The organism is Mycobacterium sp. JS623 (assembly GCF_000328565.1).
GTDB lineage: Bacteria > Actinomycetota > Actinomycetes > Mycobacteriales > Mycobacteriaceae > Mycobacterium.
On the sequence record NC_019966.1, the window covers coordinates 725559 to 747877 of the forward strand.

Annotated in this window: 23 protein-coding genes; 12 read left to right on the forward strand and 11 right to left on the reverse strand. The window is 64.5% G+C overall.

Features of this window, described 5'->3' with window-relative positions; translation table 11 throughout:
• Positions 1–44 precede the first annotated feature (44 nt).
• Both MYCSM_RS03435 and MYCSM_RS36960 read right to left on the reverse strand, forming a co-directional pair.
• Positions 45–719, reverse strand: coding sequence for a PAS and ANTAR domain-containing protein (locus MYCSM_RS03435; protein ID WP_015304739.1), 675 nt, complete (start codon positions 717–719; stop codon positions 45–47).
• Between the two features lie 538 nt (positions 720–1257).
• Positions 1258–1497 (reverse strand): hypothetical protein, encoded by a 240-nt coding sequence (locus MYCSM_RS36960; RefSeq protein ID WP_015304740.1) that lies wholly within the window; start codon positions 1495–1497, stop codon positions 1258–1260.
• Positions 1498–1926: 429 nt separating this feature from the next.
• On the opposite strand from MYCSM_RS36960, the gene MYCSM_RS37705 reads away from it, so the two are divergent.
• The 3 genes from MYCSM_RS37705 (at position 1927) to MYCSM_RS03450 (ending at position 4041) form a co-directional block, all read left to right on the forward strand.
• Positions 1927–2145, forward strand: coding sequence for a hypothetical protein (locus MYCSM_RS37705; RefSeq protein ID WP_041311252.1), 219 nt, complete (start codon positions 1927–1929; stop codon positions 2143–2145).
• A 112-nt stretch (positions 2146–2257) separates the two neighbouring features.
• Positions 2258–3301 carry an alpha/beta fold hydrolase gene (locus MYCSM_RS03445; protein WP_015304741.1) on the forward strand — a complete coding sequence of 348 codons (1044 nt, stop codon included), beginning with the start codon at positions 2258–2260 and terminating at the stop codon, positions 3299–3301.
• An 80-nt stretch (positions 3302–3381) separates the two neighbouring features.
• The gene (locus MYCSM_RS03450; protein WP_051073864.1) at positions 3382–4041 is read left to right on the forward strand and encodes a class I SAM-dependent methyltransferase; all 660 of its coding nucleotides are present in this window, start codon (positions 3382–3384) and stop codon (positions 4039–4041) included.
• Positions 4042–4158: 117 nt separating this feature from the next.
• Here MYCSM_RS03450 and MYCSM_RS36965 read toward each other — a convergent pair whose 3' ends face one another.
• The 3 genes from MYCSM_RS36965 to MYCSM_RS03460 form a co-directional block, all read right to left on the reverse strand.
• Positions 4159–4305: a hypothetical protein gene (locus MYCSM_RS36965; protein ID WP_015304743.1), complete on the reverse strand. Its 147-nt coding sequence runs from the start codon at positions 4303–4305 to the stop codon at positions 4159–4161.
• 206 nt (positions 4306–4511) lie between these two features.
• Entirely contained in the window at positions 4512–5009 is a 498-nt protein-coding gene (locus tag MYCSM_RS03455; RefSeq protein ID WP_015304744.1) for a hypothetical protein, read from the reverse strand.
• 254 nt (positions 5010–5263) lie between these two features.
• Positions 5264–5623, reverse strand: coding sequence for an Rv2640c family ArsR-like transcriptional regulator (locus MYCSM_RS03460; RefSeq protein ID WP_015304745.1), 360 nt, complete (start codon positions 5621–5623; stop codon positions 5264–5266).
• Positions 5624–5725: 102 nt separating this feature from the next.
• Between MYCSM_RS03460 and MYCSM_RS03465 the strand changes: the two genes are divergently transcribed.
• From MYCSM_RS03465 to MYCSM_RS03495, 7 genes are all read left to right on the forward strand, one after another.
• Positions 5726–6121 (forward strand): ArsI/CadI family heavy metal resistance metalloenzyme, encoded by a 396-nt coding sequence (locus MYCSM_RS03465; protein WP_051073699.1) that lies wholly within the window; start codon positions 5726–5728, stop codon positions 6119–6121.
• A 5-nt stretch (positions 6122–6126) separates the two neighbouring features.
• Positions 6127–6897: an MIP/aquaporin family protein gene (locus tag MYCSM_RS03470; RefSeq protein ID WP_015304747.1), complete on the forward strand. Its 771-nt coding sequence runs from the start codon at positions 6127–6129 to the stop codon at positions 6895–6897.
• On the forward strand, positions 6894–7298 hold the full coding sequence (locus MYCSM_RS03475; RefSeq protein ID WP_015304748.1) for an arsenate reductase ArsC: 405 nt from the start codon (positions 6894–6896) through the stop codon (positions 7296–7298). Before MYCSM_RS03470 ends, MYCSM_RS03475 begins: the two co-directional genes overlap by 4 nt.
• A gap of 86 nt (positions 7299–7384) precedes the next feature.
• On the forward strand, positions 7385–8851 hold the full coding sequence (locus MYCSM_RS03480) for an APC family permease (RefSeq protein ID WP_015304749.1): 1467 nt from the start codon (positions 7385–7387) through the stop codon (positions 8849–8851).
• Positions 8835–10229: an FAD-binding oxidoreductase gene (locus tag MYCSM_RS03485; RefSeq protein WP_015304750.1), complete on the forward strand. Its 1395-nt coding sequence runs from the start codon at positions 8835–8837 to the stop codon at positions 10227–10229. Before MYCSM_RS03480 ends, MYCSM_RS03485 begins: the two co-directional genes overlap by 17 nt.
• A 49-nt stretch (positions 10230–10278) precedes the next feature.
• Positions 10279–11139: an SDR family NAD(P)-dependent oxidoreductase gene (locus MYCSM_RS03490; protein ID WP_015304751.1), complete on the forward strand. Its 861-nt coding sequence runs from the start codon at positions 10279–10281 to the stop codon at positions 11137–11139.
• Positions 11136–12725 (forward strand): AMP-binding protein, encoded by a 1590-nt coding sequence (locus MYCSM_RS03495; protein WP_015304752.1) that lies wholly within the window; start codon positions 11136–11138, stop codon positions 12723–12725. The genes MYCSM_RS03490 and MYCSM_RS03495 overlap by 4 nt, the downstream gene beginning before the upstream one ends.
• A gap of 104 nt (positions 12726–12829) precedes the next feature.
• On the opposite strand, the gene MYCSM_RS36970 is transcribed toward MYCSM_RS03495, so the two are convergent.
• Positions 12830–13003: a hypothetical protein gene (locus MYCSM_RS36970; RefSeq protein WP_015304753.1), complete on the reverse strand. Its 174-nt coding sequence runs from the start codon at positions 13001–13003 to the stop codon at positions 12830–12832.
• 85 nt (positions 13004–13088) lie between these two features.
• Positions 13089–13973, reverse strand: a complete 885-nt coding sequence (locus MYCSM_RS38845) for a cutinase family protein (RefSeq protein WP_269465205.1) — start codon at positions 13971–13973, stop codon at positions 13089–13091.
• A 351-nt stretch (positions 13974–14324) separates the two neighbouring features.
• Between MYCSM_RS38845 and MYCSM_RS03505 the strand changes: the two genes are divergently transcribed.
• A complete protein-coding gene (locus MYCSM_RS03505; RefSeq protein ID WP_232425714.1) occupies positions 14325–15752 on the forward strand; it encodes a DUF4407 domain-containing protein in 1428 nt (475 codons plus the stop codon).
• Positions 15753–15857: 105 nt separating this feature from the next.
• A complete protein-coding gene (locus MYCSM_RS03510; RefSeq protein ID WP_015304756.1) occupies positions 15858–17213 on the forward strand; it encodes a cytochrome P450 in 1356 nt (451 codons plus the stop codon).
• A 66-nt stretch (positions 17214–17279) separates the two neighbouring features.
• Here MYCSM_RS03510 and MYCSM_RS03515 read toward each other — a convergent pair whose 3' ends face one another.
• Genes MYCSM_RS03515 through MYCSM_RS03530 form a run of 4 tightly spaced genes read right to left on the reverse strand, consistent with a single transcriptional unit; the run spans position 17280 to position 22167 of the window.
• On the reverse strand, positions 17280–18293 hold the full coding sequence (locus MYCSM_RS03515) for an NAD(P)/FAD-dependent oxidoreductase (protein WP_015304757.1): 1014 nt from the start codon (positions 18291–18293) through the stop codon (positions 17280–17282).
• Positions 18290–18793 (reverse strand): isoprenylcysteine carboxyl methyltransferase family protein, encoded by a 504-nt coding sequence (locus MYCSM_RS03520; protein WP_015304758.1) that lies wholly within the window; start codon positions 18791–18793, stop codon positions 18290–18292. The genes MYCSM_RS03515 and MYCSM_RS03520 overlap by 4 nt, the downstream gene beginning before the upstream one ends.
• Before the next feature lie 2 nt (positions 18794–18795).
• Positions 18796–19857, reverse strand: coding sequence for a type III polyketide synthase (locus MYCSM_RS03525; protein WP_015304759.1), 1062 nt, complete (start codon positions 19855–19857; stop codon positions 18796–18798).
• Positions 19858–19860: 3 nt separating this feature from the next.
• Entirely contained in the window at positions 19861–22167 is a 2307-nt protein-coding gene (locus MYCSM_RS03530; protein WP_041311254.1) for an MMPL family transporter, read from the reverse strand.
• Between the last annotated feature and the right edge of the window lie 152 nt (positions 22168–22319).

Sequence of the window (22319 nt, forward strand, 5' to 3'; positions counted from 1 at the left end):
GACGCTAAAGGGGCTCGTTCCCGCGCGAGCTAGACCCAAAACCGTCACTCGGTGACCAACGTCATCAAGAAGTGATCGACCGGCCCACGTGTGGATTCGCTGTCGAGAAGCGACGGGACCTTAGCGACGACTTCCTTGGCAATGTCGTGCAGCTTGATGTTGAGCTCTTGGGAGCGCCAGCGAAGCAGGTTGAACGCGGCGTCGGCATCCACGTTGTAGGCGGCCATCAGCATGCCTTTGGCTTGCTCAATGACGGCCCGGCCGGCGACGATGCCAGGCATTGCGTCGCTGATTCCGGACTGCACTTGGTTGTTGACCGATGTTGTGACGTCGACATAGAACCCGCGGGTGGCCACCACCTCACCGTCATCGTCGGTAACGACTTCGCCGACGACCACGACGCGCCGTATGTCGCCGGTCGTGGTGCGGATGCGGTGGCGACTGCTAAATGGCGCTGAGGAGTGTTTCAGCAACGCTTTCACCCCGGCGAGGTCCTCGGGATGCTTATGACTTAAAACGAGGTCGGTGGTGGGCTCGACCTCGCCGGGTTCGTAGCCGTGCATGCGGGCCACCGCATCCGACCATGTCCAGGTGTCGGTGCCGTAGCGGTACTCGAATCGACCCACCCGCTGCGGTGCCCCGCCGAGAAGCGCCCTATCAAGGTCGCCAGGCGCGACCCCATCGGTGCCGGTCTCAGATTCCGGCAGGAGCTCCTCCATATAACGAGTATCACACCACTGACTGTTAATTGACGCTGCTGCGCAGATCCGGCCAAAAGCAAGATGGGCAACTGGCGGGTTCGGCCCCCATCAGGGAGAGCAGATGGCGGGCCGGACACTTGAGTAAGGACGCGTCGGCGGCGCCTACGCACGGTCCAATCCTGCACCTGCCACCAACGGCAGACGTCGTATCGGCCGATGACCGTACGTTCGAGTCAGAAGTACCGAGCTGGGTAGGTACGGCAACGGTGACGATGACCCCGGGACGGCGCCAGTCATTTTCAGCGTCGCCCCTAACGCATGAACACGCGACCAACGCGAGTTGGCATCGGGCCAGTGGCACATAGCGTCCGGGCCGCTGGCGAAGCGGTCACGCTGCATCGCTACGCGTTACCCGACGCCGCCGCAGGCGGGCATCCCGCTTCTACGCGCCGACAACGTGCTGCGTGGTGCCACGAACAAGCGTGGTGGCGCGCAGGGTCTGTGAGTGTAGCGAGAGGTTCGTAACACTCCGGATCGACGCCTCAGATGCTCCTGATCAGCAGCCCTTGGTGAATCCGCAAGGCACAGTCGCCTTCGCGGTGGGAGAAGCAAGGGGAACCGCGGTGGGAGGGGTGGTCGTGGTAGCGGTGACACCGAGTGTCATTTGGCCGCTGGACACAATCGGCGCGGTGCCGCCGTTGACCGTCTCCTCGCCTAGTGCCGTTGCGAAAGCGCCCGTGGCTACGAGCGCCGCTCCGGCGACCAGTGTTGCTCGCAACTTTGTCGACTGTCGCATGAATGTCCCTCCTGGTCCCTGTGGCGCGCCTTTGTATTACGTGCGGATATGTTGAGAGTTCCCCGCTGAACTGGACGATCGCTGAATCGATTCTGGCAATCCGCTATGAATCATGACGCGCGGAATCGACCTCCGGCGCGCACGGGCCGCGAAGACGCTTCAGCCAGCAGCCGCAACCACAACGCTCAGCATTTCGGCGGTCACCGCGGCCGTCACGCCTGTGGCTCAACTCGCATCGCCCATTACCGGTGATCTGGGCCGTGTTGGGTTGGGTGCGACGCAATTTGTTCAATCAGTCGCCGACCATCAACTACAACCCGACCACCACCGTGCAGACCGGTCAGACCGTCACCGGCAGCATTGGTGCAACCGATCCCGAAGGCGATGCGTTGACCTACAAGGTCACTCAAGCCCCCCAACACGGCAACTTTGACGATCGATCAGGCGACGGGCAACTTCACCTACGCACCGGACGACATCAATTACACTGCCGCACAAGCAGATTCGTTCACGGTCTCTGTCGCCGATGGCAAGTTCAACCTCTTTTACCTGTTCAGCCCGCACAGTGACGAGGCGACCATCGTCGACGGCGACGTGCAAAGCCTGCCGGACCCGGCGGCCGCGCACGAGGCTCAGCAGAATGCGTAATCGATGACCTGAGGACCAGTCGAAACCCAACGCGGGGTGCGCCATCGGCGCGCCCCGCGTCCGCGCCCAAACTTCTTCCCGCGCTCTTCGTCGACGCCGTAGGCTCATGGCGATGCTGGAGAAGTCCGAGATCCGATTCCTTCGGGTCGGCGACCGCCGCGTGGCATACGAGATTCGCGGGGAGGGTCCACCGCTCGTCGCTCCGGCGTGGTGGGTGAGCCACCTCGAACTCGACTGGCAGACTGAAGGCGTTCAGCGATTCTGGGAAGGTGTCGCGGACGGTTACGCGCTCATTCGCTACGACCGGCTCGGTGTGGGCATGTCGGACCGCACGCTGCGAGACTCGGATCTCACCATCGACGTGGAAGTTGCGACGCTGCGCGCGCTTCTCGACGAACTCGAGCTGGAGCGCGTGTCGCTGATCGGCGGCTCGAGTGGAAGCTGTGCCGCAATTGCTTTTGCCGCAACGTATCCGGAGCGCGTCGAGCGCCTGCTGCTGTACGGGTCATACGCCGACGGCGCAGCGATTACCACTGCAGGCGTGGCCGATGCGATTCTCGCGACGGTGCGCGCACATTGGGGACTCGGCTCGCGTCTGCTCAGCGACATGTTCCTAGGTGGTGCCGGGTCGGCTGAGCACGAACGCTTCGCACGGTTTCAGCGGGAGGCGGCGACCGCCGAGACAGCTGCCGCTTTGTTGGGCCTCGTCTACCGCCTCGACGTGCGGGTGCATCTTCCGCTCGTCCGCGCTCCCGCTCTGGTCGTGCATCGTCGCGGCGACCGGGCCGTGCCGTTTTTGCTCGGGCGCGAGGTCGCGGCAGAGATTCCTGGGGCGACCTTCATCCCGCTGCAAGGAACCGCGCACTTCCCTTGGCACGGTGACGTCGATTCCGTCATCCGCGCGTGCCGCGAAGCTCTTGCGCCTGCGCAGGCGTCGCCGGGCCATCAGAGGGAGTCGGAACCGGGCCTGCTGTCCGAGCGCGAACGTGAGATCCTCGCTTGCGTCGCAAGAGGTCTCAGCGATGGCGAGATTGCAGAGCAGCTCGTGCTGAGCGCGCATACCGTCCACCGCCACGTCGCGAACATTCGCAGGAAGCTGGGTCGCAGCTCGCGGGCGGCGGCCGTCGCGGAGGCCTCGCGACTCGGATACCTATGAGGTAGCCGGAACCGGCCATCTGTCGAAGATGGCTGCTTCGGGTGATGCGCGCGCGGGTCGGTCGCTCGTATGTTCTCGGGATGACAGACACCGCACACACCGAACTCGAGAAGAGCCCGCCGTCGTCGGCGTGGCTACGGTTTTTCGCCTTGGCGTACGACCCGTTTTGTTGGCTTGGCGAGATCGCTGGTATGCGACGCCTGCGGAACACGGTCTTGAGCAGCGCCTACGGGCGCGTGGTCGAGATCGGCGCGGGGACCGGGCTGAACATCGCGCGCTATCCCGCGGGCGTCGATGAGCTGGTGCTCATGGAGCCCGATCCGTCGATGCGCCACAAACTCGCGCGTCGGCTGCACCGGTACAGGCATGTCGCACGGATCGTCGATGCGCCTGCTGAGCGCATACCGTTGGCCGATGCGTCCGTAGACACCGTCGTCTCGACGCTTGTCCTCTGCACCGTCAACGACCCTGAACAGGCGCTGCGTGAGATCGCACGGGTGCTCCGCCCGGATGGGCAGCTACTGTTCGTCGAACACGTGCGCGCGCGCTCGCGGTTCCTCGCGGCGTGCCAGGACTTCATGCTCCAACCATGGCTGCGCTTCGCAGCCGGCTGTCGCTGCAACCGCCCGACCGTGGAACTGATGCGCGCCTGCGGATTCGAGGTCGCCGCCGACGACGCCGAGTGGCGCGGCATGCCCCCGATCGTTCGCCCGCTCATGGTCGGACGGGCGACTCGATGATCGAAATACTTGCGACTACGTAGGATTCGAAGTCAGAACCTCCAAGTCGTTCACCAGCCATCCGCTCAAGGAAAACGCTCCTAATCAACGGATTTCGACTGTAGGAGATCGCCGGGGTTAGCGATGCGCGATGTGAACCTTCATGAACACCGAGCGATTGATCGCAGGCGCCGTTCGCAATGCCTCCGCTGGGAAGACCTGGTCGGCTAGCTCGCGCCAATCGACTGCATCTGTCTCCGGCGTGTACAGCGCAATCTCAGACATTGTCGAACTCCTTTGAGCGAGAGCCGCGGGCTCGAAGGCTGTTGTGGCCATAGGACCAATCGTGACCGCCGAGCCGAGCCCGCGTAATCGCCGCGAAGCCAGATTCCGCGCTATAGAGGGAAGGATTTCCTATCCGTCGGGATAGTGCGGCAGCGCGTTCGTCGGGATAGTGCGGCAGCGCTTCGTCGGGATAGTGCGGCGGCGCCCTAAACGCGCTCGGCCGTCATGTTCATCTCGAGTGTGCCCTGGCACGCGCCACTCACGATGTCGGTGTGCATGGTGCCGGCAAGAGTTCCGTCGGCCTGGGGCGTGTACCGCACAACGGCTCGGGCCGGATCCCACTCGATCGTGGTGTCGGGCATCATGCAATCCCATTGGAACTCACTGGATTGCGTCCACGACGATCCATCCCAGGTGAATTGCACCGGCTGCGGAACGGTCGGATTCCTTGGCGGTGGGCCGCTGATGATCGTGGCGGTGCACGTACCGCTCGTGCAGCTGGAGCTGAACCCGTAGGTATCGGTGTACTGGCTCTCCGGCTGACCGGCCGCGACGCTCGTCCCCGCTTTCGGGCCAACAATGAACGTGATCGCGTACTCGCCGTTCCAGGACGCAGTGTCGGCGGCGGCGATTGGGGATAGCGACACGAACACGAGCGACCCCGTACACACGCCGATGAGACGCTTCAGATGGTCTCGGGTCATCGCCTGAGTGTCGCATCCGAAAGCTTTGCCGAAGCTCCCCCTGAGCAAATAAGCCGGAGGAAAACTGGTTCGGCGTCGTCGGGGGGAGACGCTTCGGGGAGGCAGATGATGAAACTTGCGCCGACGCTCACGGTGGCCCTGATCGGACTGGGGAACCAGGTCTGCTCCCTCTCGACGAGGTCAGCCCCGCGAGACGCTCCAGAACGCGCAACAGCGGCTGATCGACCAGCTTGGGGATCATGAACTCATAGTCGCTAGGTGCAGCAGTTTGGATCGAGCACTGTGCACAACGCACTGACGGCGTCTGGACGAGCACGGTGAAAAACGTTCATGCCTCGCCGCTCGGATTCGACTAAGCCGGCGCGGCGCAGCTGACCGAGGTGGTGACTGACGGTCGATTCGCTCAAGACGAGTACCGCCGCCAGGTCCCCACTCGTCTCCTCGCCGGCCGACGAGCTGAAAAGGCACGACATGATCTTCACCCGCATCGGGTCGGCAAGCGCCTTGAGACGTAACGCAACCTCTAGGGCGGCGTCGTCGCTCATGGGCCCGGCGGCGACAGGCGCGCAGCAGACCGGCGCGGACATGTCGACCGTCGGCAACGTCTTGGGCATGAGCCCATGGTGCCAGGTTTATTGACATATATCAAAAAGGTCTGCATCATGAGGGTCGGCGCCATTTCGATATATGTCTCACAGCCAAGGAAGGGTGTCGTCATGTCACGCGTCCAACTCGCGCTCAATGTTGAGGATCTCGACGAAGCGATTGCGTTCTACTCGAAGCTGTTCAACACCGAACCGGCGAAGCGAAAGGACGGCTACGCGAACTTCGCAATCGCCGAGCCACCGCTGAAGCTGGTGCTGCTTCAGAATCCAGGTCAGGGCGGCACAATCAACCACCTCGGTGTGGAGGTGGAGTCCAGCGACAAGGTGCACACAGAGATTGCGCGCCTGACAGATGAGGGACTGTTCACCGAGGAGGAGATGGGCACCACGTGTTGCTTTGCCACCCAAGACAAGGTCTGGGTCACCGGACCCGCGGGTGAGAAGTGGGAGATCTACACCGTTCTGGCGGATTCGGAAACCTTCGGTTCGACGGCATCCTGCTGCTGACGCCGGTGAACAACAGGATCAGTGCGGACCGCCGTATCGCGCGACGGCTGCTGGCTGAGTTTGTCGGGACCGGGCTACTCGTCACGGTAGTGGTCGGCTCCGGTATCGCCGCGGCACAACTCTCGCCTGACGATGTAGGCCTGCAGTTGCTCGAGAATTCGATCGCGACCGCGTTCGGGCTAGCCGTGCTGATCCTGTTGTTCGGACCGGTCTCAGGCGCGCACTTCAACCCCGTCGTCTCGGCTGCCGACTGGCTGTTGGGTCGGCGTGCCGGGACGGGCATGCGCGGCGGACATGTGTTGGCGTACACCATTGCTCAGTCATTCGGAGGCGTTGTCGGCGCGCTGTTGGCCAACCTGATGTTCGACCGTCAAGTATGGGAGATCTCGACGAAAGACCGTGTCACGACTGGACATCTGGTGGGCGAAGTCGTCGCCACCGCCGGCCTCATCGCGCTGATCTTTGCTCTCGCACGCACGGGTCGTGCAGGTCTGTCGGCGGCCTCCGTCGGCGCGTATATCGGTGCCGCATATTGGTTTACCAGCTCCACGTCATTTGCCAACCCGGCGGTCACTGTCGGCCGTGTCTTCTCTGACACTTTCGCCGGGATCGCGCCCACGTCAGCGCCTGGCTTCATCACGGCCCAAATCGTGGGCGCGTTAGTCGGCCTTGCATTAGTGGTCGCGCTCTATCCCGATGCAGAGCGGAGCGCCGACGAAGTCGTTGTGCCCCATCAGCTTTCAGCGCCCAACAGTGATTCGGAAAATGGACGATGACGAAACCAACGGTGTTGTTCCTCTGCACCCACAACGCGGGTCGTTCGCAGATGGCGTTGGGTTACTTCGAACGACTTGCAGGCGATACGGCGATCGCCTACTCCGGTGGATCCGAGCCCGCGGAACAGATCAATCCCGCGGCAGTTCAAGCCATGGCTGAGGTGGGCATCGACATCACCAGCCACGGGCCCAAGCGGTGGACGCAGGAGATGGTTGAAGCGGCCGATGTCGTCGTGACGATGGGGTGCGGTGACAAGTGCCCATTCGTTCCCGGACGGCGGTACGAGGATTGGGTATTGCCCGACCCGGCCGGTAAGTCGATTGACGAAGTTCGACCCATCCGAGACGAGATTGAGAAGCACGTCCGCCACCTTTTGACTGAACTGTTTGCTGATCAATAATCTGCGAAAGCGTCAAATTCGCCCAAAATGGCCTGTCTTACCTGCTAGATTCACGGCACCAAGCTCAGCGAACATGGGGGACCGACATGACGGAAGTTTCGCCGAGCAAACAAGTAGCCGACGAGGTCTGCGAAGAATGTGGCTACGAGCCGGAGCTGAAACGAACCCTTGGCTCCTTCCAGGTCTTCGCGATCTCGTTCGCATTCATCTCCGTCGCGGTCGGCATCTTCGGGACTTATGACGATGTGCTGAAAAGCTCTGGCCCAGTGGGGATCTGGTTATGGCCGATCGTAGCGGTGGGCCAGACTTTGATCGCGCTCGTGATCGCTCAGTTCGCGGCGCGCATCCCACTCAGTGGCTCCTCCTATCAGTGGGCGTCGCGGCTGGCCAACCCGAAGATCGGCTGGTTGTTCGGCTGGCTGAGCTTCTGCTATCTGGCGATCGGCGTGGCGACAGTCAACAACGCGCTGGCTAGCACGGCACTGATGCCACTGCTCGGCATGCCGCCGGACGATCACACCACGCGTGTGATCACGGTCGTCTTGGCGCTCATCGAGGCCGTGCTCGTCGTCGCCTCGACGCGCCTCGTCGGCCTGATCACCTCAGCCGCGGTGGGGCTCGAATTGGTCATCGTCGTCGTGTTGACGGTCGGGCTCTTCATCGCCGTAGCGGTCACCGGCCACGGCACGGTCAGCAACCTCACCTCGCGCGGTATGACAGAGGGCGCCCCCAACTATTTCGCAATCGGCGGCGGATTGATGGCCGCGATGATCATGGGCATCGCAACCCTCGTCGGCTTTGACGCCGCAGCGAACATGGCCGAGGAGGCCAAGAGTCCCTTCCGCAGTGTCCCGCGCGCGATCGTGGGATCCGTCGTGGCGGCCGGCGTGCTGGGTCTGGTATTCGCGGTCGCGCTGACCATCGCGATGGACGACATCCCCCGGGCGACCGCCACAGATTCGCCGGTTGCGTTGATCTTGCGCGATCAGCTCGGTCCAGTGGTGGAGCGATCGCTTTTGGTTGCGATCGTGTTCGCATTCTTCGGTGCCGGGTTGGTGACCGTGGCCACTTGCTCCCGGATGGTGTTCGCGATGGCGCGCGACGAACGATTCCCTGCACACCAGCTGATGCGTCGGGTCAGCCCGCGTACGAAGACACCGATTCCGGCGACCATTTTGCCTGTCGGCGTGGCGGTCGTTTTGATGGCCGCGCTGCCCGGTGACGCACTGCTGGAAATGCTCACGGTGGGTGGGCTCATCGGGGCGGTACTCTACGGCGCGATCATCGTGCTGTATCTCGCGGTACGGAAAGGGCTGGGACACCAGCAGGACGCGTTCGATCTCGGGCGCTTCGAAATGCCCGTCGCGGTCGCCGCGCTGGTGTGGTCGGGGGTCGTGGTGTTCGTGCTCGTGTCGCCGCCAGAGGCCTTGGTTGATGTCATGATCTCGGTCGGCATCTTGCTCCTGGGCGGGGTGTACCTCGCCTATCTATTTGTCACCAACCGCGAAGTGCTGGAGACCGAGCCGGGCGAAGCTGATGTCTTCAAGCACTGACCGGGCCGTTGCCGCTGCGACCTCCCAGCTAACGGGCAGGGTTGTGCGGCAGGGAGATTCGGGCTACGACGCGGCACGGACCGGCTACAACCAATTGTTCTCTCACCATCCCGAGGCAATCGTGTTCTGCGCCGACACGCAAGATGCGGTCAACGCCCTGGCCTGGGCGCGACTGAACGGTGTGCCCGTCCGGGTGCGCAGCGGCCGGCACTGTCTCGAGGGTTGGTCCGCCGTGGACGACGGGCTCGTCATCGACGTGAGCGAGATGAAGTCGGTCGAAATCGACTCAGCTGCAAGGACTGTCAACGTTGGCGCTGGTGTCAACCAGTTGGAAGCGGTGACAGCACTCGGCAAGGCGGGCTATGCCGCGCCGACCGGGACCGAAGGGACGGTGGGGCTTGTCGGTGCGACGCTCGGCGGTGGGTTCGGGCTGCTCACCCGCAATTTCGGCATGGCATCGGACAATCTCGTCTCGGCAGAGGTCGTCGTGGCGTGCGCCGACGGTGGAGCAACGGCGTTCATCGCCGATGAACAGAAAAACCAAGAACTGCTCTGGGCGTTACGTGGCGCCGGCAACGGCAATTTTGGCATTGTCACGTCACTCACGTACAGGATCTATCCGCTGACGCAGGCCATCTATGTCGTGGCGAGCTGGCCTGGGCTGGAAGACCTTCAGGGGGTCTTCGACGTCTGGCAGCGTTGCGCTCCGTACTCGGCGAATAGGCTCACCAGCCAACTCGAAATACACCGCGACGAGACCCAGCTGATCGGTGTGCTCGTCGGCGGGTCGGAGGCCGAAGCACTGAAGATGTTGGCACCGATCTTGTCCGTCGGTAAGCCTGATGTCGTCGCGACGAACGGGAGCTGGGCCGAGATATATGCGGGATTCCAGATCCCCGCCGCCGACGAAGCGGCGAACTGGAAGTTCTTGTCTCAATTCATTTATGACCCGTTTCCGCCAGCCGCCGTTGAGGTCATTGGAGCGCTCATGTCGAACGCGCCCACGTCCGACTGCAACTACTTCACCAACGCGTTCGGCGGAGCCGTCAAGACGAGCGAACCCGCCGGGGGCTCGGCCTTCGCGCATCGCAATGCGCTCTTCTACGCCGAGCCCGGCGCAGGTTGGGGTACTCGCGGTGGGATCCCTGCATCGGCCGACCCGCTGACGGCGAAGTGTCACAGCTGGATCGCAGAGTTCGGAGAAGCGTTGCAGCCCTATGTGGACGGCGCCTACATCAACGTGCCGAACGCCGGCATGTCGGGCTGGGAGGCAGCGTATTGGGGCCCCAACGTTGACCGTCTGCGCGCCGTCAAGGCGAAGTACGACGCTGAAAAGGTATTTGACTACGAACAAGGCGTTCCGCTCTTCACCGGCTGAGCGATACTGGCCCGTTTAATACGCCCTGCTTCGCGGTATTCATGGACCGATGAACGTGACGACCAAAGCCGTCGACTGGTTGGTCAACCCACCGCGAATATCGGATCCGGGACGACTCCGGGCCGCGGTGTCGGGCAAGACGGTGCTAGTCACCGGCGCCTCATACGGGCTGGGTCATGCCACGGCAATCAAGCTTGCCGCCGCCGGGGCAACGGTGTTGGCGGTCGCGCGGTCGGCGGACGAGCTCAACAAATTGGCCGCATCGATCACCGGGCAGGGCGAGCACGCCGTCGCATTACCCGCAGATCTCACCGATGAAGCCGCCGTCGCCTCGTTGGCGGAGCGCATTCTCGAGGCGCACGGTCCGCCGGACATCTTAGTGAGTAACGCAGGCAAATCGATTCGGCGACCGCTGGACCAGCAGTATGGCCGGCTTCACGACTTCGATCGCACGATCGGGATCAATTACCTCGGCCCAATCCATCTGTTGCTTGGGCTACTTCCGGCGATGCGGCAGCGCGGTAGCGGGCACATCGTGAACATCTCGAGCGTCGGTGTTCGGGTGCCCCCCGGTCCACGTTGGGGCGCATACCAAGCCTCCAAGGGGGCATTCGACATGTGGCTGCGCAGCGTTGCACCGGAGCTGCACGCCGACGGAGTGGACGTCACGTCGATCTATATGGCGTTGATCCACACCCGGATGACCGAGCCGACCGAAAGCCTGCGAAACGTGCCCGGCCTGTATCCCGATCAAGCCGCCGACATCGTCGCACGCGCAATCATCAAGCGGCCGAGGACCATCGCACCGTGGTGGGTGTGGCCGGCCGAGCTCACCACGGTCTTCCTCCGCGCACCCGTGGAGCGCGCGGCACAGGTCTGGTACCGCCGCACCCGGGAATCCGACAAATGATGACCGACCACATTTTGTCGACGGCCGCTCGGGCGCTGCTGCGTTCTCGATTGATGTCGCCGCCGAGTCCGCGTGGGTTACTCGGTGTCGTTCACGCCGCCGTTCGAGGTGGTACTAATCCGTTCACTTTGTTGGCGGTCTCAGCGGCGCGATGGCCTGATCGGCCCGCTTTGGTCGACGAGGACGGCCCGATCAGTTATCGCGAATTACAGTCGCGGACTGAAACACTCGCCGTTGAGCTGCGTGCACGGGGTGTCGAAGCGGGCCATGCGGTTGGCATTCTGTGCCGCAATGGGCGCGGGTTCGTGACAGCGGTCTTCGCGACCGCCATGGTGGGCGCCGACGTCGTGCTTCTCAACACCGACTTTCGCGCTCAAGCCCTCGCAGCGGCTCTAAGCACGCATGAGGTCACTGCGGTCGTGTGTGACGACGAGTTCGGGGAGACCGCCAGCGCGGCAGGGAACGTTACAGTCATCGATCCCGCGACGGCCCAACCGTGCCACGGCGGCTCACGCCCGAAGGTGGCGCGCGGCGGCCGCATCGTGCTCTTGACATCCGGCACGACAGGCACACCGAAGGGCGTGCCCCGCAAGCCGAAGATCGGTTCGGCACTCGGCGTCGGTGCCACGATTCTGGACCGCACGGGCTTGCGGATCCGCTCGCGAATATCAGTGGCAGTACCGATGTTTCACGGCTTGGGCTTCGGCATGCTGATCCTGACGATCGGGTTGGGCGGCACCGCTTTGACGTTGCGCCGATTCGACGCCGAACAGACGCTGGCGCAGGCATCGCAATGGCGTGCTGACGCCTTCACTGCCGTGCCCGTCATGCTCGCCCGCATCCTTGATCTGCCCGACGAGGTGCGGTTGCGAAACCCATTGCCGTCGCTGCGGGTGGTGATTTCAAGCGGTGCGCGCCTGGATCCTACGCTGGCTCAACGCTTTACGGAGACCTACGGCGATGTCATCTACAACGGCTACGGTTCGTCCGAGGTCGGGATCGGCGCGCTCGCAACGCCGGCCGACTTGCGTGAGGCGCCCGAGACCGTTGGCAGGCCAGTTGCCGGCTGCCCCGTCGCCATCCTCGACGACGGCGGCAGACACGTCAAAGTCGGTGTCACCGGGCGCATCTTCGTCGGCGGCGATCTGACCTTCGACTCCTACACAGGCGGCGTGACGAAAGATACCGTCGGCGACATGATGGACACCGGAGACATGGGTTACTTCGATGAAGCCGGCCGGTTGTTCATCGTCGGCCGCGAAGACGACATGATCGTTTCCGGCGGCGAGAACGTCTACCCTCGCGCAGTCGAGAACGCGCTCGCCGAACATCCGGACGTCGCCGACAATGCGGTGATCGGCGTTGCCGATCCGGACTACGGGGAACGGCTGGCCGCATACGTGGTGCCACAGACCACCATCGACGAAGCCGAGTTGCGAGAGTACTTGAAAAACAAAGTTTCTCGCTTCGAACAACCACGCGACATTCAGATCGTCGAGCGCATCCCTCGTAACCCGGCGGGCAAGGTTCTGCGAAACGAGCTGACAGAGGAGCGGGACACAGGCGGCGCTACGGGTCGTCGATGACCTGATCGCGGTCGACGACGGATTGCCGCGGTGGCGCGACCCGATCCTCAATGCACTGCCGGACTGACTCCTCGCCCTCGCTGACGAGCATCGCTTCGATGTCGTCAGCCTCCGAAATCGTGAGCCTCGTCGTATCCGTAGTCGCCGCCGGGGTCGGGATTCACCCGGGGGGCGTCGACGCGATGGGCCACCGGCGTTGTCGCTGTCGGTTGCGCCAGCGCGTCGTGTGCCTCGTCGTACTCGTAGTCATGGCCTGGGCCGCTGCAGTTCTCTGTCATCCACCACCTCCATCGATGGAGTCATTGGCTGCAGAGAATTATCCGCCCGATCCGAGACCGGCGCCATCGCTGACGGCCGCGTCTGTCAGGTGGGCCCGATGACGTGGCATACGGTGTCGCACCGCATCAACGTCCCTGGCGTCAGTGGTCGAAGCGCGTTGAAGGGCGGTGGGGCTGGCGCGTCCGGGTCGGCGGGTGGGGGAGCGGGCGCAGGTGCTTGCGGAGGTGCTGTGGGAGGAGGCGCCTGCGGTGGCGCGGCAGTTGCGGGCGCCAGCGGCGCTGCGGCACGAACGGCCGGCGATTGTGGGGACGCGGCAGCAGCGGGTGCCTGCGGGGGCGCCGCGGGGCCCAACGCGGCCAAGGCTCGATTCGCGGTGAAAGTCGCTGCCTCGTCGGTCATCCCGGTTTCGGCGTACAGGGTGTGGGCGTTGAAGTCCCGACCGCTTGAACAAACGAAGTCGTCGGGGACACAGAGCTCGATCGTCTTGCCCGCGTACGCCGGGCCGACGTTGACCTGCGGCTGCTTGATGGCTCCCATGAACCGGGCATTCGGCTTTCCGAACAGGGCGACGGCCGCGACATGGTTGGCCACGTCGAGTGGCATCGGGTTGGGCACTCCGTCGGGCGCACCGTCGGGTATCACGTTCGACGTGACAAAGCCCATCACAGCCGCACCTTGGGAGAACCCGCCAAGCACCATCTTGGTGTTGGGACAGTTGGCCGCGGTCGACTCGACATGTGCGCTCGCGTCCCTGACGCCGTCGAGTGCCGTTGGGAAGTCGATGGTGGCCGGATAGTCGACCGGATACACCGTCATCGATCTGGTTCCGACTCGTGCGCGCAGGGCATCCACGAATGCCTGTCCAGTAGGACCAACACCGGGATCCTCTGTGGTTCCGCGGGCGAACACGACCTCGATATCGGGGCAAGGTTGAGCGAACGCGGACGGGACGATTGCAGTTACCGGCACTGACGCCGCTATCGCCGCGGTACCAACCAAAACAGCGATACGGCGTGCCCTCACCGCGCAATGTTGACACACCTCGACGACGTCGGCGATTCGCAGATCAAACAAGCGATGAACGCCGCATGAATGAACGGCTTACCGCCGTTGGCGTTTCACGTGAGCGTGCTACTCGAACCCGGATACGGCGGTGCGGTGATCACACCGGCAGCCGGGGGGTCAGCTGCACTGTGGCTGAGGCCACTGCTGCACGCTGCCTAGTGATGCCGTCACCGCGCGGAGCGAGTCGATCGACGCTGTGAGAGACTTTCAGGGACATGGGGGAGTGAAATCTTGTCTAACAACAGAATTGGTCACTTGCTGACGCTGATCGCCGCAACGTTGGCCTGGCTCGTTGCGGTTCTCGCCATGACGGAAGCGACGCACGTATCGATGGCCGTCGTCGTGCCGCTGACCCTGGTTTTCGGCCTCCTGGTCGGCGCTGTGAGCTGGGCGGTCGCCAGCGGCCCGATGCCCGGCTGGTCGAACACCGTCGGGCGCGGCGCTGTCGCGGTCGCGGTCGGCGCCGTCGTCGGTGAACTCGCCGCCGTCGTGGTCTTCTCCGGGCCCATCGACCGGGTTCTCGACGAGCGCGCCGCCCGCAGCGCAGACACCACGCCCGCCGTCGCACAGGCTGCCACCGCGCTCGATCGCACCCGCGCCGCCCGCTCCGCGCTCGACGCCGCGGTGGACGACGCCGGACACCAGCGCGACGCGGCGCTCGTCGTCGCGCGGTGTGAGTTCCACCCGTCACCCGCCTGCCCCCAGACGCACATCACCGGCGTGCCCGGCACCGGGCCCGAAACACGCACGGCAACAGACTTTCTCGCAGACACCCAGCGACAGCTTGACACGGCCGTGGCCAACCGTGATCGATTGACGCCCAGGCTCGACTCCGAAATCGTGACCGGCGAGCAGGCGCTGCAGCAGGCCCGCGCGTCGGCGATGAAAGACGTCGACCGCGGTCTGGGCGCGCGCTGGGTCGCGATGAACGAGCACACACTCGCCAACCCCGGTGCCTTGCTGCTGCGGCTGGTGACGATCGCGTTCTTTGCGCTGCTGTTGCTCTTGCCCCTGATCCTGAGGCTATGGCGCGGTCAGACGAGCCACGATCGGGGTATCGCCGCGCGCGCCGAGGTCGAGCGCGCCGAACTGGACGCCGACACCGCGATCGCAGTCAAGCGTGCCGAAGTGCGCGCAGCGGTCGAAACTCTTTGGGCCGAACAGCAATTGGCCAGTGCCAGGCTGGCGGTCGAGGCGCAGGCGGAGATCGACCGCGAGCAGCAGCGCCGCCGCGTCATGGAAGCGCTCGAAGAGGTGCCACTGCATGCGCACTCCGAACGGGTCGCTGAGCCGACCCCCGAGTTGCCCGCGGCGGAAGCGTCGGACAACCTGCCCGCGCTGGTGGAGGATGAGGCGAAACCGGGCACGTCGTTGATCCCAACGATCCCGACGATCCCGGACGTCACGAAGGCTGCGGCACGATGGCTGCGTCCTTTCGTGCCGCCGATCATCGCGACAGCGATCGACACCACCACCAAGCCATTGCGCAGTGCACGCCAGGTGTTCGAGGAAACAGAGGAAATCCACTTCTCGCTGCGACGAACGCACAAGGTGAGCGTCCAGTCGGAGGAACACGGGTCGGTGGTGTCGTCAACGGAGAGTCAACAAACGATGACAGCGCCCGACGCACACCCAGAACTGCGCGAAATCGACGGCCCTCGCCAGCTGCCATCAGCGAAGTAGGTCAGCCCTCGGGGTGGCAACCGGGATCTGACCCCAGTCGGGATGCTGCTTCTCGGCCTTCACGCAAGGTTTTCAACCGCGCATCGCACGAGTAGCCTGTTAGGCATGAGTCAAATAGCGGCGTCAGCGTTGCCGCCGGGCCCTCCGCTTCCAAAGTGGCTCCAGATGATCGTGTTCCTGCGGTATTGGCCGCGGTTCGTTGCCGCATGTAGGCGTCGCTACGGCAAGGTGTTCACGATTCGCGCCGCGATGACGCCGACGATGGTGTATCTGACCGATCCAGCCGAGATCAAGAAGGTGTTCGCAGGCGACCCGAGCGTCTTTCACGCCGGCGAGGCCAACGCGATCCTTGGCGGTCTGCTCGGTGACACCTCGGTGCTGGTGGTCGACGATGACGTGCATCGCGAACGGCGACGCCTGATGTTGCCGCCGTTTCACCGCGACGCGGTCGCGAGGCAAGTCGAGGAGATGACGCAGATCGCCGGCGCGAACATCGACGGATGGCCGGTGGGCCAGCCGTTCGCAGTCGCGCCGAAGGCGTCGGAGATCACGCTCGAGGTGATCCTGCGGACTGTCATCGGCGCGAGCGATCCGGCGCGACTTGCGGCGTTGCGCGCGGTCATGCCAAAGCTGTTGAACGTCAACCAATGGGCGTCGTTCGCGATCGCGTGGCCGCACCTGCAACGCCGCCGCCCCTGGCGGAGGCTGGGGGAACGCATCCAAGAAGCCGACCGATTGCTTTACGCCGAGATCGCCGAGCGTCGCGCCGATCCTCATCTTGACGAGCGCACCGACGCGTTGGCCATGCTGGTGCGCTCCACCGACGAAGACGGGCGCACACTCAGCGACCGCGAACTGCGCGACCAGTTGATGACTTTGCTTGTCGCGGGCCATGATACGACTGCTACCGCACTGTCGTGGGCGCTCGAAAGGTTGACGCGCCACCCCGCGATTCTCCAAAAGGCGATCCAGGCGGCCGACACCGGCGACGACGAGTATTTGGATGCGGTGGCCAAGGAGACACTGCGGATCCGCCCGGTAGTGCCGGACGTGGGACGCGTGCTGAAGGCGCCGGTGGAGCTGGCTGGCTACCAATTGCCTGCCGGGGTGATGGTGGTGCCTGCAATTGGATTGGTGCACAGCGACTCCGAGTTGTATCCCGATGCGGAGCGATTCGATCCGGACCGGATGCTCGGTGCGACGTTGAGCCCGACGACATGGTTCCCGTTCGGTGGCGGCAACCGTCGCTGCCTCGGCGCGACGTTCGCGATGGTCGAGATGCGGATCGTGCTGCGTGAGATTCTGCGTCGGGTCGAGTTGGCGACGACGACGGCGCCTGACGAGACGCAGAAGGTCAAGCACGTGATCTTCGTGCCGCGCCACGGCGGACGGATTCGCGTGCGCGCGCGGCGACCGGTGACGCGTGAATCGTCCGTAACGCAGGTGACCGCCGGCGGTTGAGGCCCATCTGCCGGGTCGCCCACGCCCGGCAACTCCGATCGCACGCGCGGTACTCGGCGAATTCCGTTACTCAGCCAGCAGGTTGACGGCACGGCCGAAAACGCGCGGAAACTGCGCTGCCGCAGGCACAATCAGCGGCCTCAGAGGCGACGCGCTTCCCCGTAGCACCCCCGCTGTCAGCAACCGGTACCGCCGTGACATTCGCCGCCAGCGGCGGTCATAGTCCTGCGGGCGGTCGGCTACCACACACTCGACCGCGAGCTTCGCCGCCCCGAACGCGATGCCAAGCCCCTCTCCGGTCAACGCATCGACATAGCCGGCGGCGTCGCCGACCAACAGTACCCGGCCCGCAGTCCTGCCAATTACCTTCTGCTGCAACGGCCCAGCCGCCCTGTCCGGACCATGCGCACAACCCTGCACCCGCTGCTGCAACCCGGGAAACGCAGCCAGGTGCTGATCGAAACCACCCTTGCGCGACGTGAGGATCGCAACGCCCACGCAGTCCTCGGCCACCGGCGTGACGTAGGCCTCGGCACCGTCGGACCAGTACACCTCGACGCAATCGCTCCACGGCGTCATCACATGATGACGGCGAATACCCCACCGCCGCGGACCTCGAGACGGCTGGGCCAGGCCCAGCGCCATGCGGATCGGCGAGTGCAATCCGTCGGCCGCGGCCAAGTACCTGGAGCGAAAACCGCTGCAGTACACCGACGTTGCGCTCTGGCTCACCGGTCCGATCTCGCCGTGCTCGATGCGCACCCCAGCCGCGGCGGCCGTCTCCAACAACCCTGCGTGCAGCGCCGTTCTGCGCACGCCACGCCCGGCGCCGCCGCGGAACCGCCCTGTCACGCTGTGGTTGTCGTCGAGGTACGTGATGCCGTGAAACGGCTTACCCGGTGGATGCACGCCAAGACTGTCCAACAACGCCAGCGCGTGCGGCATCAGACCCTCGCCGCATGCTTTGTCCACCGGGCCGTGGCGCCGCTCAACGACGACGACTTCCAGCCCTGCGCGCGCACCGAAGATCGCGGCGGCCAGCCCGGCAGGTCCGCCGCCCGCCACGAGCAAGTCGATCATCGCAGCCTCGCCAGTGCAGCGTTCTCTACACCGATGCGAGTCCGCAGCACAACCGCATTCAGGACTGTGAACACCACCGCCGTCACCCACGCCGTGTGCACCAACGGCAATGCGATCCCTTCGGCGACGACCGCGACATAGTTCGGATGTGAGAAAAACCGGTACGGCCCACCGGTCACTCGCACCGCGTCGGGAATGACGACGACGCGAGTGTTCCATTGGTGGCCAAGCGTCGTGATGCACCACCAGCGCAATCCCTGCGCGGCTAGCACGACCGCCAACATCGGCCAGCCCAGGGCGGGCAGGAATGGGCGATACTTGGCTTCGACAAGGCAGCCCGCCAGCAGGGCGGTGTGCAACGTCACCATCGCCGGATAGTGACGCGCACCGAGCTCAACGCCGCCGCGAGCCCGACTCCACGACAGATTGCGTTGCGAGACAACAAGTTCCGCAATCCGTTCGACCGCCACAGCGGCGATCAACAGCGCATAGGCGACCATGCTCAGTGCCAGCGCAACAACACCAGTTCGGCGCAGAACCCGGGCCCCATCGCCATCAGCATGCCCGGCGTACCGCTTGGCGGCGGCTTGGCGCGGGCATCGCGCAGAATATGCAGCACCGACGCCGACGAGACGTTGCCGATCTCGGCCAGCGATCGCCACGACAACTCCAATGCCGCGTCGTCGAGGCCAAGCGCGCCGTGGATTGCCTCCAAAACCCTTGGCCCGCCTGGGTGCGACACCCACGAGCCGATGTCGTCGACCATCAGATCGTGCTCGGCGAGGAAGCCGGTGACGTCGTCGGCGAAATACTTGTCGATGAGGTCAGGCAGATCGGGCGACAGAACCAGCTGGAAGCCGGAAGCGCCGACGTCCCAACCCATTATGTCCAGGGAGTCGGGGTACATCCGACTGCGTGTGGCGAGCACGTCGGGTCCGGCCACCCCGTCCTGAAGGCCGCGACGGTCGCCGACGGCGACGACGGCGGCAGCGCCGTCTGCGAACAGCGCGCTGCCGACGAGCGTGGCCATCGTCGGCTCAGCGGCCGCATACATCAGCGAGCACAACTCGACGGATACCAACACGGCGACGTCGTCGGGTGCCCCGCGCAGATAGTCGTGCAGTCGAGCGATGCCCGCGGCGCCTGCCACGCAGCCGAGGCCGAAGATCGGAATGCGACGCACATCGGGCCGCAGACCCAGCCGGCCGGCGATCCGGGCATCCAGCGACGGCACCGCAATTCCGGTGACCGTGGTCGTGGCGATGAGGTCGACGTCGGCGGGCTGCAGGCCGGCGTCCTCGAGTGCACCTGACAAGGCCTTGCAGCCCAGCTCGACGGCGTGCTCGATGAAGAGGTCGTTGGTTTGACCGAAGTCGCCGAGCATCGGGTACTCGTCGATCGGAAGGATGAGATTCCTGCCGTCGACCTTCGCGCTGGCGTGCAGGCTGCGCACCGCCTGCTCGTATCCGGCGAAGGCCGGGGCCGCGACGAACGCGTCGGTGATCTCGTCCTGGCTGTACCGATGCGGAGGCACAACTCCGTGTACGCCTGCAATAACACTCACTCACTAGACACGTGGCCCGGAGCCGGTGGGTTCGATCTCGCCACTGTGCGGTTCCTGCGCAGGTGCTTGACCTTCGCTGAGGCCGAGTCGTCGGTGCAAAGCGACCATCCACCGCGGTGCCCACCAATTCCATTGGCCCATAACGTGCATGAACGCAGGCACCAGCACCATCCGCACCAGCGTCGCGTCGACCATGATCGCGAGCGTCAGCCCTAGGCCGAACAATTTCATGACCGCCACCTCGGAGGCCATCAACGCCGCGAACGAAATCGACATGATCAGCGCGGCGGCGGTGATGATCCGCCCCGTGTAGGCGATGCCGCGGGCGACGCTCTCGTCGCTGTCGGCTCGGGTCCTGACTCGGCCTTCCGGCGTCGGCCGAGCGACGCCGGCAGCCAGCCAGAATTCCCGAATCCTTGAAACCAGGAACACCTCGTAGTCCATCGAAAGGCCGAACGCGATGCAGAACAACAGGACGGGAATGTTGGCTACCAATGTCCCGGTCGGTGTGGTGCCCAGTGCACCAAGATGGCCGTCCTGGAAGATCCACACCATCGCCCCGAACGCCGCCGTCAGCGAAAGTATGTTGAGTACCAACGCTTTCAGCGGCATCACTATGCTGCCGGTCAGCAAGAACAGCAGAACGAACATGATGACGGCGATCAGCCCGAGCACCAGTGGCAGCCGCGAGGTGATCGCGCCGACGCTGTCGCGGTTGGTCTGCGCGGCGCCGGTCATGTCGACGTGCTTGCCTGCAGGGCCGGGTACCGCGTGCAGGCGGTCGAGCTGAATTTCAGATTGGTCGGAGAACAGCGGAGCTGTGCTGTCGACGGTGAGGAACACGCCGTCGGCATTGAGGCCGGCCGGCGAAGACGCCGCGCCAATCCAGCGACCGTCGACGAATGTTCCGGTCGGGGCTGAAACTGCGGACACGTCGGGCACGCGGGACAGCTCCGCTGCATACCTGCCGAGGTCGGATACGGCTGCACCGGTGGCGTCTGGGATGACGACGGTCACCGCGGCGTCGGAGTTGTGTACGAAGTCGTGGCGTAACTGGTTGCCGACCTGATGCGACGACGCGGAGCCGGGCAGCACGCGATCGTCGGGGAAGCCCCAGCGCACGCTCAGGAATGGCGCACCGAGCAACAACAGCACCGCAACCCCGGCCAAACCGAGCGGAATCGCTTTGTGCATAACGCATCTCGCGGACCGATACCAGAACCGCCGCTCGACGGGCACTGGTTGCGGTTCGGCGCGACTGAAGACGCGGCGGGCCAGTCGGCGCACGTCGAGTGAGTCCAGCCGATCGCCGACCAGGACCAGGGCGGCGGGCGTCACCACGATCGCCGCGGCCGCCGCGAAAGCCACCGTCGCGACACCGGCGTATGCGAACGACTTCAGGAAGTGCATCGGAAAGAGCACCAGGACTGCCATGGACAGCGCGACCGTCGTCGCGGAATACGCAACGGTGCGGCCCGCCGTCGTCATCGTGCGCAGGAGCGCTTCCTCGCGGTTGGCGCCGCCGGCAAGCTCATCGCGGAACCGGCTGATCATCAGCAGGGTGTAGTCGATCGCGAGTGCCAGGCCCATCGCAGTGGTGAGGTTGAGCGCAAAGATGGATACGTCTGTGGCAAACGAAATCCACCGCAGCACCGCGAGTGCGCCGAGGATCGCCATCACGCCGACGGCTACCGGCAGTGCGGCGGCTACCAGGCCGCCGAACGCCCAGACCAGCACCAGAAAGCTGAGCGGGATGGCCAGCGACTCCATCACCAGCAGGTCACGCTGTGACTGCTCGGTGATTTGGACGTTGACCATCGCGGTCCCGCCCGACCGGATGGTGACGCCCTCGTGGTCGGCGGCCACCTGGTCGGACAACTCCTTGGCATAGCGCTGCTGCTGGTCCTCGTCGCCGGTGATCCCTGCCACGACGAGCCCTGAGGCGCCGTCGCGGCTGATGAGATCGGCGGCGGCGGGCGGCGGCACGGTCCATGGCGACGTGACTTGTGCGACATGTGGCGAACTGCGCAGTTGGTCGACGATTTCATTGCCTGCCGAACGAGCAGCAGCGCTGTCGGCGCCGTCGGGGGTGGAGACGATGATCAGCAACTGCACATCGCCTTGATGAAACTTGTCGGTCAGGATTTTGGTGGCTGTGGTGGATTCGGATGTCGGGTCTTGGAATCCACTGGCAGAGAGGCTTTTCGCGACGGGCACGCCGAATATCCCCAACGCGACAGTCAACAGCACCGCGAAAGCGATGACACGTCGCGGTGCGGTGATGGCAAGCTCAGCCATCCGACGAAGCAGCGGTTGTCCTCCGATCGGTTCTCTTGTCCCTTAGACGAAACTAATCGGTTAGTTGTTCAATCTTTCGGCGCATGCAGTGACGGCCGGCAGTAAGTACGGTGGTATGTGCGTGTCGTCGTCGAAGCCATTTGCTTTGCTGCGCATCAACTTCG